Origin of the sequence: Pseudomonas sp. UBA3153 (assembly GCF_002364635.1) — a bacterium.
Classification (GTDB): Bacteria; Pseudomonadota; Gammaproteobacteria; order Pseudomonadales; family Pseudomonadaceae; genus Pseudomonas_O; species Pseudomonas_O kuykendallii.
The window spans coordinates 1-16,012 of sequence record NZ_DEYR01000095.1 but is presented as its reverse complement, the minus strand read 5'-3'; the positions used below and the strand labels follow the sequence as shown (position 1 = coordinate 16,012).

Genomic DNA, 16,012 nt, shown 5'->3' with positions numbered 1-16,012 from the left:
GCGAGGGCGATCCGGCGGCGCGCCTGGCGCGCGGCGTCCGGCAGTTCGCCGCGCGGGCCTGGAGCAGCCGTTCGCTGGCCTTCGCGCTGATCGCCGAGCCGGTGGAGGCGGAGGTGGACGAGCAACGCCTGCTCTACCGCGAAGCCTATGGCGAGCTGTTCTGCGAGCTGCTGGAGGAAGGCGCGGCGCAGGGAGCGTTCCAGGTCGCGCAACCGCGAGTGATCGCCGCGTGCCTGGTGGGCGCGATTGCCGAATCGCTGGTCGGTCCGCTGTCGCCGCCCGCCTGGGCGGCGCGCGAGGCCGGGCGGCCGTCCGTTGAACTGGCCGTGGTCAGCGATGCCCTGACCACTTTCTGTCTGCGCGCTGTCGGCGCCAAGGAGCCCCATCCGTGAATTCCCCTCAGTCCGCGTTCAGTGCCCTCGGCGAAACCCACGAGGTCTTCAACCAGGTGCCGCCGCTGGACGGCGCCAACCTCTACCGCGTCGACCTGCCGTTGCAGGAGTGGGTGCACCGCTTCCAGGGCGGCTGGGCCGAGGACCGTCTGCAGGCATACGGCGCGCTGGCCGGCGGGCCGCTGATGGCGGCGGGTTTCCTCGCCAACGAGAACAAGCCGGTGTTCAAGAGCCATGACCGCTACGGTCAGCGCATCGACCTAGTGGAATTCCATCCGGCCTACCACGAGCTGATGCGCACGGCCATCGAGCACGGCATCCCGTCGCTGCCCTGGACCGACCCGCGCGCCGGCGCCCACGTGGCCCGGGCCGGGCTGAGTTACCTGCACTCCCAGGCGGAGTCCGGCAGCGGCTGTCCGCTGACCATGACCTTCGCCAGCGTGCCGGCGCTGCAACTGCAGCCGGATATCGCCGCCCAGTGGCTGCCGCGCGTCCTCGCCAGCGAATACGACCCGCGCAACCTGCCGATGGAGCGCAAGGCCGGCGTCACCCTCGGCATGGCGATGACCGAGAAGCAGGGCGGCACCGACGTGCGCGCCAACACCACCCGCGCCCACGCCCTCGGTGCCGGCGGGCCGGGCCAGGCCTACGAGCTGGTCGGCCACAAGTGGTTCTGCTCGGCGCCGATGTGCGACGCCTTCCTGACCCTGGCCTACACCGACAAGGGCCTGACCTGCTTCCTGCTGCCGCGCCACCGCCCGGACGGCACGCGCAACGCCTTCTACATCCAGCGCCTGAAGAACAAGCTGGGCAACTGGTCGAACGCCTCCAGCGAGGTGGAATACCGCGGCGCGCTGGCCTGGATGATCGGCGAGGAGGGCCGCGGCGTGCCGACCATCATCGAGATGGTCGGGATGACCCGCTTCGATTGCATGGTCGGTTCCAGCGCGCTGATGCGCCAGGCGCTGAGCCAGGCCACGCACCACTGCGCGCACCGTCAGGTCGGCGGCCGCCTGCTCGCCGAACAGCCGCTGATGCGTAACGTGCTGGCCGACCTCGCCCTGGAAAGCGAAGCCGCGCTGGCGCTGAGCCTGCGCATGGGGCACGCGCTGGACAACGCCGACGATGCCCAGGAAGCGACCTTCGCCCGCCTGCTCACCGCGGTCGGCAAGTACTGGATCTGCAAGCGCGCGCCGGGAATGATCGCCGAAGCCTCGGAGTGCCTGGGCGGCGCCGGTTACGTCGAGGAAACCATCCTGCCGCGGTTGTACCGCGAGGCGCCGGTCAACTCGATCTGGGAAGGCTCCGGCAACGTGCAGTGCCTGGACGTGCTGCGCGCTCTGTCGAAAGAGGCCGGGGTGCTCGACGCGCTGTTCGCCGAACTCGGCGACGGCCACGGCGATGCCCGCCTGCGCGCGCATATCGAGCGCCTGGCGAAGAACTTCCGCGATACCGACGACATCCAGTACCGCGCCCGCCAGCTCACCGAAGACGTGGCCGTCGGCCTGCAGGCCAAGCTGCTGCTGGAGGCCGGCAACGCCGTGGTCTCCGACGCCTTCATCGCCAGCCGCCTGGGCGACGGCGGCCGCGAATACGGCACCCTGCCACGCGGCGTGGATACCGAGGCGCTGCTGGCGCGCAGCACCCCGCATCTGATTTGAGCGCAGCGGACGTCTCGGGCGCGAGACGTCAATGCAGGACGCTGTGGAGGAACTGCTGCGTGCGGGCCTCCTTCGGCGCGGTGAACATCTGCGAAGGCGGCCCCATTTCGACGATCCGCCCGTCCGCGAAGAACACCACCCGATCCGCCACTTCGCGGGCGAAGCCCATCTCGTGCGTCACCACGATCATGGTCATGCCTTCCGCGGCCAGGCCTTTCATGACGTTGAGCACGTCGCCGACGGTCTCCGGGTCGAGTGCCGAGGTCGGCTCGTCGAACAACAGCAGGCGCGGCTTCATCGCCAGCGCGCGGACGATGGCCACGCGCTGCTGCTGGCCACCGGATAGCTCCGACGGGTAGCCGCCGGCCTTGTGCTGCAGGCCCACGCGTTCCAGCAACGCCAGCGCCTCGCGCTCGGCGTCCGCCCGCGACGCCCGCTTGAGCTTGACCGGCGCGAGCGTCATGTTCGCCAGCACCGTCATGTGCGGAAACAGGGTGTAGTCCTGGAACACCATGCCCACGTCCTCGCGCAGGCGTGCCAGCCCCCGGCGGTTTCCCGCCCGGATCGATTCGCCGCCGTCGATGACGACGCTGCCGGCGGTGGGCTCTTCGAGGCTGTTCAGGCAGCGGATGAAGGTCGATTTTCCCGAGCCACTGGGGCCGATGATCACCACCACCTCGCCCTCGCTGACGTCCAGGTCGACGCCCCTGACCACCTCGTGCTCCCCGAAGTGCTTGTGCAGGTCACGCACGGTGAGCATCGGCTTCATAGGCCCGCCTGCGCCCGGGTCGCCGCCTGCAGCCGCTCATGCGCCGCTGCCAGCCGGTCGCGGCGGGCCTGGTTGGCCTGGCACTCCAGCTCGATGCGCTGATTGGCGCGGATCAGGCTGGGTTCCAGCGAGAGCAGCGAGGGGCCGCCGGCGGAGGTGCGCGCCTGCACGTTGGCGGTGGGGTCGAGGCAGTCGCGCACCTTGTCCGCGGCCAGGTTCAGCGGGTGGCCGAGCTGCTCCAGCGCGCAGACGTCCACCATCGCCGTGTCGATGCGGTGTGCTGGAATCCCCGCGTCCATCGCCAGGCGCACCGCGCCGCCGACGACGTGGTGCGCCTCGCGGAACGACAGGTCCGCCTCGCGCACGATCAGGTCGGCCAGGGCGGTGGCGGTGGAGAAGTCCTCGCCGGCCCGTTGCACCGCCAGCCGCGCGTTCGGCGTCGCCGTGCGCAGCACCAGGTCGAGCAGTTTCAGGCAGCGCAGGCTTTCTTCCGCGGCCTCCCAAAACCCCCGGGTGCCTTCGCGGTTGGCGTCGCCGGTGTGGGAAAAGTTGCTCCCCTTGATGGTGGTGCTGGCGCCCATCAGCAGGCCGACGATGTGCCCACAGCGGCCCTTGAGGTATTCCAGGACGGTCGGGTTCTTCTTCTGCGGCATGATGCTGGAGGTCGCCGCGACGCTGTCGGGAAAGTCGATCAGGCTGAACTCGTGGGTGCTCCAGACGAAGTAGTCCTGCGCCACGCGGCTCCAGAACACCGACAGCAGGCTCAGGTGGGACAGGCTTTCGAGGATGAAGTCGCGGGAGCCAACGGCATCCAGGGCGTTGTCCAGATAACCGTCGAAGCCCAGCAGCTCGGCGGTGCGCGCCCGGTCGATCGCGAACGGAGTGCCGGCGAAGGCGGCGGCGCCCAGCGGGCTCTGGTTCATCGATTCGAGGGTCTGGGTCAGTCGCCGGCAATCGCGCTCCAGCGCCTGCTCGACCGCCGACAGGTAGAACCCGTAGGTGATCGGCTGGGCCGGCTGCAGGTGGGTGTAGCCCGGCATCACCACGCTGGCGAACGCCTCGGCCCTGTCCAGCGCGGTCTGGCGTACCTGGATCAGCGCGTCGATGAGGTCCATCAGGACTTCCCGGCAACGCAGGCGGTCCAGGGTGGCGAGCATGTCGTTGCGGCTGCGCCCGGTGTGCAGGCGGCCGCCGATGTCGGCGCCGATCTGCTCGATCAGGTGCGCCTCGTAGTTGAAATAGGCGTCCTCGCGGGAGGGGTCGAGGGTCACCGCGGCCGGCCCGGCCGCCTCCATGTCCAGCACGCCCCTGGCCAGCACCGCCGCATGTTCTTCGCGAATCAGGCCGCGCTCGGCGAGCATGACGATGTGCGCCTTGTTGACGTCGCCCAGATTGGCGAAGCCGTCGGCGAAACCTTCCAGGCGCGGCCGGTAGATGTACTCGTTGACCTCCGGGGCGGTGGCTTCCTTCAGGCGCCGACTGACTTTGGATTCTTGCATCATGAAACCCCCTGGTTTTTGGTACGCATCGCCGGGCGGCCCAGGCGGCGTTCGAGATAGCGGCTGAGCCAGCTCAGCGACGAACAGATGACGAAGTACACCAGCAGAACGCCGCCATAGACGGTGAACGCCGGGCTGACGCCGGTCATCACCGTGGCGCGTTCGATGATGATCTGGCCGACCTTGAGGAACTCGCTGACCCCCACCAGGGCGCCAAGCGAGGTGGCCTGGACGAGCATCGTCAGAAGGCCGGTGTAGGCCGGCAGGATCGCCCGCATCGACTGCGGCGCGATCACGTGCAGGTAGATCTGCCAGGGTCGCAGCCCCAGCGTCCAGGCGCTCTTCCACTGGTGGCGGGGCACCGATTCGAGGCCGCCGCGGACGATTTCGATGCCGTTGGCGCTGCCCCACAGGGTCAGCCCGGTGGTGACGGCGGCGAACGGGCTCAGGTCCAGGCCCAGCATCGGCGCGCCGAAGAAGATGAAGAACACGTTGACGATCAGCGGGATCGAGCGGAACAGCTCGACGTAGGCATGGATGAGCGTGCGCAGCACGCGGTTGCGCAGGGTCGCCAGCACGCCGAACACCGACGAAATCAGGGTGGTGAACAGCAGGACCACCAGCGCCAGGCGCAGCGTCATCCATAACCCTTTGGAGACGAACCCCCAGTTCTCGATGAGGATGTTCATGGCGGCCTCAGTGCTGGAAAGGACGTTGCAGGTGGGCGGACAGGCGCCCGGTCAGCGCCGCCAAAACCGCTACCAGCGCCAGGTACATGACGCAGATCGCGCTGAACATCTCGATCGCGCGAAAGTCCGTGGCGATGCGGTCCACCGCGACGAAGGTCAGCTCCGCCAGGCCGATCGCCTGCAGGTAGGAGGAGTTCTTCAACAGCGAAATCGCCGTGTTGAGCATCGCCGGAAGGCTGGTGCGGAACGCGATGGGCAGGGCCACCAGGCCGAAGTAATGGATCGGCTTGAGGCTCAGGGCCATGCTCGCCTCGCGCATGCCGTGCTCGACCGTGGCCAGGCCGCCGCGCACATTTTCCACCTGGTAGGCGCCGGCCCACAGCGACAGGCACAGCACCCCCGACCAGAACAGCGAGAGCTCCATGCCGATCGCCGGCAGGCCGTAGAAGATGAAGAACAGCTGCACCAGGATCGGCGTGTTGCGGATCAACTCCACGTACAGGGCGACGAACTGCGCCAGCAGCGGAATCTTCATCACCCGCGCGGCGCCGCCGAGGACACCGATGACCAGCGAGGCGGCGATGGCCAGCAGCGACACCCGCAGGGTCATCAGCACGCCGTCCAGCAGCGCCGGCCATTGCGCCAGCAGGTAGTCGAAATCGAAGTCCATCGGCGGCCGACGCTCAGAGCGCTTCGGCAGGTTTGGCCTGCTCGAAGACGCTCAGGTAGTAGCTCTGGATGTTTTCCGGCACGTACTGCTGGACCCAGACGCGGAACAGTTTTTCCTCGTGCATGCGCGCCACCGCGGCGCTCAGGTAGTCGCGCCAGGCCGCCTCGTTCTTGCGCACGCCGATGGCGGCGTCGGATATCTGGAACGGCTCGTTGAGCAGTCGCGCATTCTTGTCGTTGTCGGCCACCACGACCAGGGTCGCCGCGTCGTGGGTGTAGGCGTCGGCGCGTCCCTGGCGGAAGGTCTGCAACGCATCGGCGGCGCTGTTCATGCGCAGGGTCTTCACCTCGGGCATGTGGTCCTCGAACCACTTGGCCTGCACCGAGCCCTTCAGGGTGGCGAGGGTCTTGCCGTTCAGGTCGGTGATCTTCCTGATCGGGCTGTCCTTCTTCACCACCACGTCGCTGGCGCCCCAGCGATAGGGCGTGGTGAAGTCGATGACGCGCTGGCGCTCGGGGGTCACGCCGAGGGTCGCGATCAGGAAGTCGACCTTGCGCCCAAGCAATTGCGGCACCCGGTTCTCGGCGGTGACGCAGGTGAAGGTCACCTTGTCCTTCGAGCCCAGCGCCCAGAGCGCGATTTGCCTGGACATCTCCACCTCGACCCCGGCGAACTCGCCGCTTCCATCCTGGAAGCCGTAGGGAGGCTGGTCGCAGCGCACGCCCGCGCGCAGCTGGCCGGCTTCCTTGATGTCATCGGGAACGGCCGGCAGCTCGGCGGCATGCAGTGGCGCCAGCCCTGTCAGGGACACGCAGGAAAAGGCCAATACGGTGCGAAGGATCTTGAAGGAAAACGACATGGTGCCTCCTGGTCAACGTTCAGCATCGCGTGCACCGGCACTGCGATACATGATTTCAGGGCAGGAACCGAGACGGGACTCGGTGCAAGGGACGGGCTCGTACTTCTCCGGACAGCGCATCCATCTGCGCGGTTGCATCGCTGCCGAGAACAGTTATAAGGCCTCTGGTTCATGCCAACAAATGACAATACAGTGGGGGCTCATACGGAATTGATATGGTCTGCCCATGAATTTCAAGCAAGTCGAAGCCTTCCGCGCCGTGATGTTGAGCGGCTCGATGACGGCCGCCGCCGAGTCTCTGCACACCTCGCAACCCAACATCAGCCGGCTGATCGCGCAGCTGGAGCGGCAGAGCGGCTTCCGCCTGTTCGAGCGCCTGGGCGGACGGCTGATGCCCACCGACGAGGGAACGGCGCTGTTCGCCGATGTCGAGCGCGCCTTCATCGGCCTGCACAGCCTGGAGCAGTCGGCGCAGAACATCCGCCGCGCCGGCACCGGGCGCCTGCGCATCGCCGCCGTGCCCTCGCTCTCGCTGACCCTGCTGCCGCGGGTGATCCAGCGCTTTTGCGCGGAGAACCCGGACGTGGCGATCTCGATCCACACCAACGATTCGCCGACGGTCGCGCACTGGGCCGCTTCGCAGTTCTGCGACCTGGGGCTGGCGTCCTATGTGGGCAAGGAGCTTCCCGGCGTGAAAAGCCAGGCCATCTGCGACGTGCCGGGGGTGTGCGTGTTCCCCAAGGGACACCGGCTGGGCGACCTCGAGGTGGTGCGGCCGGAGGACCTGAAAGGCGAGGCGTTCATTTCGCTGTCGCAGAACGACGGTGCGCGCGCGCGGGTGGACCGGGTGTTCCCGGACGGCAAGGGCCAGCGCAAGCTGAACCTGGAAACGCCCTATGCGGCGACCATCTGCTCGCTCGTTGCGCTCGGCCTGGGCGTGAGCATCGTCAACCCGATGGTGGCGATGGAATACCTGCACCGGGATATCGAGACCCGCCCGTTTCACCCGCAGATACGCTTTCCGACCTACCTGCTGTTGCCGGTGGACCGGCCGCAGAGCGTGCTGAGCCAGCGCTTCGCGCAACTGATCCACGAAATGCTCACCGCCGCGTCGAAAGACTGGCTGTGAAGCGGGCGCCGGCGGGGAATGAAATGGCCGTGCCGGCGTCCAAAGCCCTCGTCCGCGCGAGCCCGGCCGCGAGCCGATCAAAACCGGCCGTGCGCAGGACCCTCCGCTTCAGGTAACGTCATCACATGCCCCCAACCCCTGGTTCCGTCGACTTCGCCGGAATCACGCGCCTCGGAAAGCTCAATGTCCCTACGAAACACGATCAACGCCTCGGTATCGCCGAAAGGCAGCCTGGAAACCCTCTCCCAGCGTGAAGTGCAGCAACTGCGCGAAACCGGCTCTGGCAGCGTGTACGCGCTGTTCCGTCAGTGCGCATTGGCGATCCTCAACACCGGGTCGCACAGCGACAATGCCAAGACCATCCTCGAGGCCTATCCGGACTTCGAGGTGAAGATCCACCAGCAGGATCGCGGCATTCGCCTGGAGCTGCTCAACGCCCCGGCCGATGCCTTCGTCGACGGCGAGATGATCGCCAGCACCCGCGAGATGCTCTTCAGCGCGCTGCGCGACATCGTCTACACGCAGAGCGAACTGGAGAACCAGCGCGTCGACACCGAGACCTCGCAGGGCCTCACCGACTACGTCTTCCACCTGCTGCGCAACGCCCGCACGCTACGCGCCGGGGTCGAGCCGAAGATCGTCGTGTGCTGGGGCGGGCATTCGATCAGCAGCGAGGAATACAAGTACACCAAGCGCGCCGGCCACGAGCTGGGCCTGCGCGGGATGGACATCTGCACCGGCTGCGGTCCCGGCGTGATGAAGGGGCCGATGAAGGGCGCGACCATCTCCCATGCCAAGCAGCGCATCCTCGGCGGGCGCTACCTGGGCCTGACCGAGCCGGGCATCATCGCCGCCGAGGCGCCGAACCCGATCGTCAACGAGCTGGTGATCCTGCCGGACATCGAGAAGCGCCTGGAGGCCTTCGTCCGTGTCGGTCACGGCATCATCATCTTCCCCGGCGGCGCCGGCACGGCGGAGGAATTCCTCTACCTGCTGGGCATCCTCATGCACCCGGACAACGCCGAGCTGCCGTTCCCGCTGATCCTCACCGGGCCGAAGAGCGCCGAGACCTACCTGCAGCAGCTGCACGCGTTCATCGGCGACACCCTCGGCGAGGCGGCGCAGAAGCGCTACACGCTGATCGTCAACGACCCGGCGGAAGTCGCCCGGCAGATGGCGGCGGGAATCAAGGCGGTCCAGCAGTTCCGTCGCGAGCGCAACGATGCTTTCCACTTCAACTGGCTGCTGAAGATCGACGGCAGCTTCCAGCATCCGTTCGAGCCGACCCACGCCAACATGGCCGCCCTCAACCTGACTCGCAACCAGCCGCTGCACGAACTGGCCGCGAACCTGCGCCGGGCCTTTTCCGGCATCGTCGCCGGCAACGTCAAGGCCCACGGCATCCGCCTGATCGAGGAGCATGGTCCCTACGAGATCAGCGGCGACAAGGACATCATGCAAACCCTCGACCGCCTGCTGCAGGCCTTCGTCGAACAGCACCGCATGAAGCTGCCGGGCGGCAGCGCCTACGTGCCCTGTTACCGCGTGGTGACCTGAGAGAAGGCTCTGCCGTGCGTCCTTGAACAAGGTCTCTGACGGTACCGCCACAGCATCGGCGCCTCCGCGGCGCCGGGCGCTTCGCTCCCCTCTCCCGTTCACGGGAGAGGGGCCAGGGGAGAGGGCCTTCAGCCGACCCTCAGCGAATGATCTCCGCCAGCATCTGCCGGTCGATGTTGGCGCCACTGAGGATCACCGCGGCGCGGCCGCCGCGGTTGATCTCGCGTTCTTGCATCAGTGCGGCGAGGGCGGCGGCGCCGGCGCCTTCGGCCAGGTTGTGGGTGTCCTCGTGAAGCACGCGGATCGCCGTGCGGATTTCCTCGTCGTCGACCCGTACGATGCGCGCGGCGCCAGCGCGGATGATCTCCAGCGCCTCGGCCTGCGGGTCGCGGCAGGCCATGCCGTCGGCGAAGGTCTCGGCACGCTCGGTGCGGCGAATCTCCCCGGCCTCGAAGCTCTGCGCGTAGGCGTCCGCGCCGCGCGCGACGACTCCGACGATCTCGCTGCGAAGGCCGAGCAGGTCGCGGGTGCGGATCAGCCCGCAGATGCCCGAACCCATGCCGATCGGCACGTACACACGGTCCAGCGGCGGCGCCGCCTCGAACAGCTCCAGCGCGTAGGTGGCCACGCCGCGCACCAGGTCCGGGTGCAGCGCGGGCACGAAATGCAGGCCTTCGTCGCGGGCCATGCGCGCGGCCAGCGCACGGGCTTCGTCGAAGTCGCGACCCTGCTCGATCACCTCGGCGCCGAACGCGCGCATAGCCGCGTTCTTCTCCCGTGCATTGCCCTCCGGCACCAGGATGCGCAGCGCCAGCCCGGCGTGGCGGGCGGCCAGCGCGAGGCTCTGGCCGTGGTTGCCGCGGGTGGCGGTGATCAGCCCGCGAAGCTCCGGCTGCCGGCGGCGCAGGCTGTCGACGTAGACCAGCCCGCCGCGCAGCTTGAAGGCCCCGGTGGGGTTGTGGTTCTCGTGCTTGACCCAGACCTCGCAGCCGGTCCGCTCTGCCAGCAACGGCCAGGCGATCTGCGCGGTGGGCGGGACGAGGGGTTGGATCAGGCGGGCGGCATCGCGCAATTGCGGCAGGTCGAACATCGGTTTTCTCCGTGGGTTTGACCCGATGCTACGGCGCGCGCATTGTATGGGTAAATCCTTATATTGCATGGCAGACAATGTGGCTTCCTAAGCTCGATACCGCCAACCAGCCGACCTACCTGGCGCTGGTCGAGGCGATCTCAACGGCGATCCGCAGCGGCGAACTCGTCTCTGGCGCGCGCCTGCCGCCGCAACGGCGGCTGGCCTGGGCGCTCGGCATCAACCCGAGCACGGTGATGCAGGCCTACCGCGAGGCGGCGCGCCGGCACCTGGTGTCCGGCGAGGTCGGCCGTGGCACCTACGTGCTCGCCGATAGCCGCGAGGCGAGCCTGTTCCTGCTCAAGCAGCCGCCGGCCGACAGCGAACGCATCGACCTGTCGACCAACGTGCCGGTGACCGATGCCGACAACCGCGACCTGTCGCAAACCCTCGCCCGGCTGGCCGCGCGCGGCGAACTCGACGCGCTGCAGAGCTATGCGCCGGCGGCCCTGGTGATGCGCGGGCGAATCGCCGCCAGCCAGTGGCTGCAAGGGCGCGGACTGGACTGGCCGGCGCCGCGCGTGCTGCTCTGCGCCGGCGCCCAGCAGGGCGTGTCCGCGGCGCTGTTGTCGCTCTGCGAGGCCGGCGAACCGCTGCTCTCCGAGGCGTTCACCGCACCCGGCATCAAGGGCGCGGCGCGGCAGTTGCGCCTGCCGTTGCACGGCGTGGCGATGGATCGCCACGGCATCCTGCCGGAGGACCTGGACCGCCAGGTGCGCGCCACCGGGGCGCGAGTGCTGGTGCTCACGCCGTGCCTGCAGAACCCCACCGGCGCCTGCATGGATGCCGAGCGGCGCGCGCGCGTCGCCGAAGTGATCGAGCGCCACGGCCTGTGGCTGATCGAGGACGACGTGTACGGTGCACTGAGCGACCAGCCGCCGCTGGCACAGTTGCTGCCCGAGCGCAGCCTGCTGGTCACCAGCCTGTCGAAGACCGTTTCGCCGGGGCTGCGCCTGGGTGTCATCGCCGGCTCGGAGCAGGTGCTGGCGCGCATCGACCGCGAGGCGCAGGCGACCAACTGGGCGGTCTCGCCGCTGTGCCTGGCGATCGCCTGCGAGTGGATCGAGGACGGCACCGCGCAGCGGCGTCTCGACTGGCAGCGCGAGGAAGTGCGCCAGCGCTGGCGCCTGGCGACGCGCCTGCTCGGCCCGCGCATGCCGCAACAGCACGCGGCGCCGCACCTGTGGCTGCACACCTCGGACAGCGAGTCGCTGGCAGCGGCCTGTCGTGCGGCCGGGGTCGAGAGCGCGCCGACGGAGGTGTTCGCGGTGGGCCACACGCCGCTGAACGCCGTGCGCATCAGCCTGGCCGCCGCCCGCAGCCGCACCGAACTGAAGCGGGCGCTGGAGCGGCTGGTCGAGCACTGGCCGTAGAGGCGCGCTGGCCGTCCCCGGACGAGCGCGCTTGCGAAGCAGCGGCAATCGGTGGCAGCGTGCGGGCATCGCTTCGAATCGCAAGACAAGGAATCTCGCATGACCGATCACGTTGCCGACGAATACGTCGTCGCTTCCACTGCCGAACAGGCGGTCGACCTGCTCACCGAACTGCACCAGCGCGCCGCCACCTCGCTGAGTCAGGCGCTAAAGCGCTACCTCAAGGAGCGCGCCGAGCCCGATGCCGCGCAGCGCGCGCTGTTTCGCTACCCGGAACTGCGCCTGACCTACGCCACCCAGGGCGAGGCGGCGTCCACCACGCGCGCCTACGCCAAGGTCCAGGTGCCGGGCGTGTACCGGGTAACCGTGACCCATCCCGAGGCGTTCCGCGGCTACCTGCTCGACCAGTTGCGCCCGCTGATGAGCGACTACACGCTGCGCGTCGAGGTCGGCTCCAGCGCGCAGAACATCCCCTATCCCTACGTCGTCGAGCAGGGCGACGAGCTGGCCGGCAGCGGCGTGACCGCCGCCGAACTGGCGCGGGTGTTCCCCAGCACCGACCTGTCCGCCGCCACCGACTCGGTGGCCGACGGCCTGTACGACTGGACCGACACCGAGGCGCTGCCGCTGTCGCTGTTCGACGCCGCGCGCACCGACTTCTCGCTCAAGCGCATCCAGCACTACACCGGCAGCGACTGGCGGCACGTGCAGCCGTGGATCCTGCTGACCAACTACCACCGCTACGTCGACCAGTTCATTCGCCACGGTCTTGAGCAACTGCGCGACGATCCGCGCTTCGTGCGCATGGTGTTGCCGGGCAACGTGATCATCGAGCGCGGCACGCCCGAGGAAGACGCCCAGGCGGTGGCCGACGCGGTGGTCTGGCACCGCTACCAGATGCCGGCCTACCACCTGATCGCCAGCGACGGCCACGGCGTGACCCTGGTGAACATCGGCGTCGGCCCGTCCAACGCGAAGAACATCACCGACCACCTCGCCGTGCTGCGCCCGCACTGCTGGCTGATGATCGGCCACTGCGGCGGCCTGCGGCAGTCGCAGACCATCGGCGACTACGTGCTGGCGCATGCTTACATGCGCCGCGACGGCATCCTCGACCGCGTGGTGCCGCCGCACATCCCGATCCCGGCGCTGGCCGAGGTGCAGCAGGCGCTGCAGGAGGCCGCGGCCCAGGTCACCGGCGACAAGGGCGAAGCGCTCAAGCGACGCCTGCGCACCGGCACCGTGCTGACCTACGACGACCGCAACTGGGAGCTGCACTGGGCCCACGAGCGGGCGCTGATCAACCTTTCGCGGGCGGTGGCGGTGGACATGGAAAGCGGCACCATCGCCGCCCAGGGCTACCGACTGCGGGTGCCCTACGGCACGCTGCTGTGCGTCTCCGACAAGCCGCTGCACAGCGAGATCAAGTTGCCCGGGGCGGCCGGCGCGTTCTACGAACGCGCGGTCAGCCAGCACCTGAAGATCGGCATCGCCGCGCTCGATCTGCTGCGCAGCCAGCTCGACTCGCTGCACTCGCGTAAGCTGCGCAGCTTCGACGAGCCGCCGTTCCGCTAGCCGGCCCGCGCCGGAGTCCCCTCAGCGGGCCTGCGCTTCCGCGAGGCGCAGATGCAGGATCGGGAAGGGCCGCCCGCCGCCGTCCAGCGGCGAACGGCCTCCGACGACGAACCCCTGGCTCAGGTAGAACCCCAGGGCACGTGGATTCTGCTCGTTGACGTCGACCTCGGTCGCGCCCAGGCGTTCGATGGCGTCGCGCAGCAATGCCGTGCCGACGCCATGGCCGTGCACGCGCGGGTCGACGAAAAGCATCTCCACCTTGCCCTCGGCATAACCGAGAAAACCGGCGACTCGGCCATCCGCGGCACGGATGCAGCTCAACCGCAGTTGCGGGAAGTACTGCTCGATCAGCAGTGGCTTGAGCAACTGGATATCGGCCTCGTCGAGAAAGTCGTGGGTGGCGCGCACCGCGGCCTCCCAGACCTCGAGCATGTGCGGGAAGTCGTCGGCGGCGGGCCTTTCGATCGGGTTCGGCATGGCGTGCAACGCAGGGTGGAAAACGAGGGGGCGGATCATGCCGCGGTCCGCCCCCTTCTGTCATTTGCTGGCGTCGAGCACCACGCGGTAGCGCGCCTTGCCGGCGCGCAGGTGGTCGATGGCGGCGTTCACCTGGCTCATCGGGAAGTGCTCGACCTGCGGCACGATGCCGTGGCGGGCGCAGAATTCCAGCATGCTGGCCATGGTCGCCGGCGACCCGACCGGCGAGCCGGACAGGCTCTTCTGCTGCGGGATCAGGCTGAACACGTGTACCGGGATGGCGCTAGGCACGATGCCAACGAAGTGCAGGCGACCCTTGGCGTTGAGCGTGCCGAGCAGGGCGTTCCAGTCCAGGTCGGCGCTGGCGGTGACCAGCAGGAAATCCAGGCTGCCGGCGATCGACTTCATCGCCTGGCTGTCGGTGGAGGCCACCACCTTGTGTGCGCCCAGGCGCTGCGCTTCTTCCTGCTTGCTCAGCGACGAGGTGAACGCCGTGACTTCGCAGCCCCAGGCGTTGAGGAAACGCAGCGCCAGGTGGCCGAGGCCGCCGATGCCGACCACGCCGACGCGGTCGGTGGGCTTCACGCCGAACTCCAGCAGCGGGCTGAAGACCGTGGAGCCGGCGCAGAACAGCGGGCCGGCGAGGCTCGGGTCGAGGCTGCCGGGCAGGGCGATGGCCCAGGCCCAGTGCGCGCGCACCCGGTTGGCGAAGCCGCCGTTGCTGCCGACGATGGTCGGTTTCACCGTGCGGCAGAGCTGGTGCGAGCCCTCCATGCACGAGCTGCAGTGCATGCAGCTGCCCTTGTACCAGCCGATGCCGACGCGCTGGCCGAGCTTCAGGCCGCGGGTCTGCTCGCCGAGGCGGACGACGGTGCCGACCACTTCGTGTCCGGGCACGAAGGGATAGCGCGCGTTGCCCCACTCGTTGTCGATCATCGACTGGTCGGAATGGCAGATGCCGCAGTATTCCACGGCGACTTCGACGTCCTCGGCGCCCAGCGGGCCGGGGCTGAATTCATGGCGTTGCAGCGGCTCGCCGGCGGCCATCGCGGCCCAGCCGGTGAAGGTGTCGAGTACGGATTCGGAAGTGCTCATGCCAGGCCCTCGCGGTGGATTGGAACGTCCGGGGTAGCATAGCCGGCTGCCAGGCGCACCGGGCAGCAGCATAAGCGGCGGCAATAGTCGGGGCGTGCCTCGGTTACACTTCGCCTCCCATCGCCCCCTGGAATGTGCATGCCCCGTCCGCCCCGCTCGCGCGCGACTCCCCGACGGGTGGCCAAAACGCCGCCCGCCGAGCCGCGCCTTATCGTGCTGAACAAGCCGTTCGACGTGCTCACCCAGTTCCAGGACGAAGCCGGCCGCGCGACCCTGAAGGATTTCGTCACGGTGCCCGGCGTGTACCCGGCCGGTCGCCTGGATCGCGACAGCGAAGGCCTGTTGCTGCTGACCAACGACGGCCGCATGCAAGCGCGCATTGCCGATCCGCGGCACAAGCTGGCGAAGACCTACTGGGTACAGGTGGAGGGCGAGCCGAGCGAGGAGCAGCTGCAGCGTCTGCGCGACGGCGTTGCGCTGAACGATGGCCCCACGCTCCCTGCCGAGGCGCGGCGCCTCGACGAGCCGACGCTGTGGGAGCGCCATCCGCCGGTACGTTTTCGCAAGAGCGTGCCCTCCGCCTGGCTCGAACTGGTGATCCGCGAGGGGCGCAATCGCCAGGTCCGGCGGATGACCGCGGCGGTCGGCCTGCCGACCCTCAGGCTGGTGCGCGTGCGGATCGGCGAGTGGACGCTGGACGGCTTGCAGCCCGGCGAGTGGAAGGATTTGCCGCTGCCGAAGGCTTGAGCGTGCCGGCGGTGCGCGGGGCGCACCCTACGCGAGGCCTGGCGAACCGACGTAGGGTGCGCCATGCGCACCAAGGGCCACAACACGCACACGCACAACCGTAGGGTGCGCCATGCGCACCGGGGCTAGAAGCCGCCTTCGAGGCCGGCGACCACCAGCGATTTGATCAGGAATCCGGCGACGCCCAGGCCCAGGGCGAGGAACAGGATCATGGTGCCGAAACGTCCCGCCTTGGACTTCTTCGCCAGGTCCCAGACGATGAAGGCCATGAACGCGATCAGCGCCGTGACCAGGCTGTACATCATTATTTCTTCGAACAGTTCGGGTTGCATCGGGATCTCCGGGAGGTGTGCCTCGCCCGCGCTCGGCAGGCGCGGCGCTCATGCCCTCG

At 68.5% G+C, this 16,012-nt stretch carries 15 protein-coding genes and 1 pseudogene; 7 read left to right on the top strand and 9 right to left on the bottom strand.

What is annotated here, in order from left to right; all coding sequences use genetic code 11:
- A pseudogene (locus B2X67_RS19620) lies at positions 1-392 on the top strand (TetR/AcrR family transcriptional regulator); the annotation flags it as partial.
- Positions 389-2,053, top strand: a complete 1,665-nt coding sequence (locus B2X67_RS19615) for an acyl-CoA dehydrogenase family protein (RefSeq protein ID WP_286786530.1) — start codon at positions 389-391, stop codon at positions 2,051-2,053. The pseudogene B2X67_RS19620 and the gene B2X67_RS19615, both read left to right, overlap by 4 nt.
- A gap of 28 nt (positions 2,054-2,081) precedes the next feature.
- On the opposite strand, the gene B2X67_RS19610 is transcribed toward B2X67_RS19615, so the two are convergent.
- The 5 genes from B2X67_RS19610 to B2X67_RS19590 are packed head-to-tail and all read right to left on the bottom strand — an operon-like array spanning position 2,082 to position 6,539.
- Complete coding sequence (locus B2X67_RS19610) at positions 2,082-2,822, bottom strand: amino acid ABC transporter ATP-binding protein (protein ID WP_286786529.1); 741 nt, start codon at positions 2,820-2,822, stop codon at positions 2,082-2,084.
- Positions 2,819-4,324, bottom strand: coding sequence for an argininosuccinate lyase (gene argH / locus B2X67_RS19605; RefSeq protein WP_286786528.1), 1,506 nt, complete (start codon positions 4,322-4,324; stop codon positions 2,819-2,821). The genes B2X67_RS19610 and argH overlap by 4 nt, the downstream gene beginning before the upstream one ends.
- Positions 4,321-5,010 carry an amino acid ABC transporter permease gene (locus tag B2X67_RS19600; RefSeq protein WP_090226027.1) on the bottom strand — a complete coding sequence of 230 codons (690 nt, stop codon included), beginning with the start codon at positions 5,008-5,010 and terminating at the stop codon, positions 4,321-4,323. Before B2X67_RS19600 ends, argH begins: the two co-directional genes overlap by 4 nt.
- A gap of 7 nt (positions 5,011-5,017) precedes the next feature.
- The gene (locus tag B2X67_RS19595) at positions 5,018-5,680 is read right to left on the bottom strand and encodes an amino acid ABC transporter permease (RefSeq protein ID WP_286786527.1); all 663 of its coding nucleotides are present in this window, start codon (positions 5,678-5,680) and stop codon (positions 5,018-5,020) included.
- A 13-nt stretch (positions 5,681-5,693) separates the two neighbouring features.
- Positions 5,694-6,539 carry a transporter substrate-binding domain-containing protein gene (locus tag B2X67_RS19590; RefSeq protein WP_282341867.1) on the bottom strand — a complete coding sequence of 282 codons (846 nt, stop codon included), beginning with the start codon at positions 6,537-6,539 and terminating at the stop codon, positions 5,694-5,696.
- Between the two features lie 226 nt (positions 6,540-6,765).
- On the opposite strand from B2X67_RS19590, the gene B2X67_RS19585 reads away from it, so the two are divergent.
- Together B2X67_RS19585 and ppnN are read left to right on the top strand one after the other, a co-directional pair.
- Positions 6,766-7,668 carry a LysR substrate-binding domain-containing protein gene (locus B2X67_RS19585; RefSeq protein WP_286786526.1) on the top strand — a complete coding sequence of 301 codons (903 nt, stop codon included), beginning with the start codon at positions 6,766-6,768 and terminating at the stop codon, positions 7,666-7,668.
- A 183-nt stretch (positions 7,669-7,851) separates the two neighbouring features.
- On the top strand, positions 7,852-9,225 hold the full coding sequence (gene ppnN, locus B2X67_RS19580) for a nucleotide 5'-monophosphate nucleosidase PpnN (protein WP_286786525.1): 1,374 nt from the start codon (positions 7,852-7,854) through the stop codon (positions 9,223-9,225).
- Between the two features lie 139 nt (positions 9,226-9,364).
- On the opposite strand, the gene B2X67_RS19575 is transcribed toward ppnN, so the two are convergent.
- The gene (locus B2X67_RS19575; RefSeq protein WP_286786524.1) at positions 9,365-10,315 is read right to left on the bottom strand and encodes a threonine dehydratase; all 951 of its coding nucleotides are present in this window, start codon (positions 10,313-10,315) and stop codon (positions 9,365-9,367) included.
- Positions 10,316-10,392: 77 nt separating this feature from the next.
- On the opposite strand from B2X67_RS19575, the gene B2X67_RS19570 reads away from it, so the two are divergent.
- The gene (locus B2X67_RS19570) at positions 10,393-11,727 is read left to right on the top strand and encodes a PLP-dependent aminotransferase family protein (protein ID WP_286786523.1); all 1,335 of its coding nucleotides are present in this window, start codon (positions 10,393-10,395) and stop codon (positions 11,725-11,727) included.
- A gap of 99 nt (positions 11,728-11,826) precedes the next feature.
- The gene (gene amn / locus B2X67_RS19565) at positions 11,827-13,302 is read left to right on the top strand and encodes an AMP nucleosidase (RefSeq protein ID WP_090226042.1); all 1,476 of its coding nucleotides are present in this window, start codon (positions 11,827-11,829) and stop codon (positions 13,300-13,302) included.
- A gap of 21 nt (positions 13,303-13,323) precedes the next feature.
- Here amn and B2X67_RS19560 read toward each other — a convergent pair whose 3' ends face one another.
- The gene (locus tag B2X67_RS19560) at positions 13,324-13,818 is read right to left on the bottom strand and encodes a GNAT family N-acetyltransferase (protein ID WP_376747802.1); all 495 of its coding nucleotides are present in this window, start codon (positions 13,816-13,818) and stop codon (positions 13,324-13,326) included.
- A gap of 21 nt (positions 13,819-13,839) precedes the next feature.
- A complete protein-coding gene (gene ahr, locus B2X67_RS19555; RefSeq protein WP_286786522.1) occupies positions 13,840-14,874 on the bottom strand; it encodes an NADPH-dependent aldehyde reductase Ahr in 1,035 nt (344 codons plus the stop codon).
- Between the two features lie 177 nt (positions 14,875-15,051).
- On the opposite strand from ahr, the gene B2X67_RS19550 reads away from it, so the two are divergent.
- A complete protein-coding gene (locus tag B2X67_RS19550; RefSeq protein WP_286786531.1) occupies positions 15,052-15,621 on the top strand; it encodes a pseudouridine synthase in 570 nt (189 codons plus the stop codon).
- A gap of 125 nt (positions 15,622-15,746) precedes the next feature.
- Here the strand turns inward: B2X67_RS19550 and B2X67_RS19545 are convergent, their stop codons facing one another.
- Positions 15,747-15,953 (bottom strand): DUF2788 domain-containing protein, encoded by a 207-nt coding sequence (locus B2X67_RS19545; RefSeq protein WP_090226054.1) that lies wholly within the window; start codon positions 15,951-15,953, stop codon positions 15,747-15,749.
- Between the last annotated feature and the right edge of the window lie 59 nt (positions 15,954-16,012).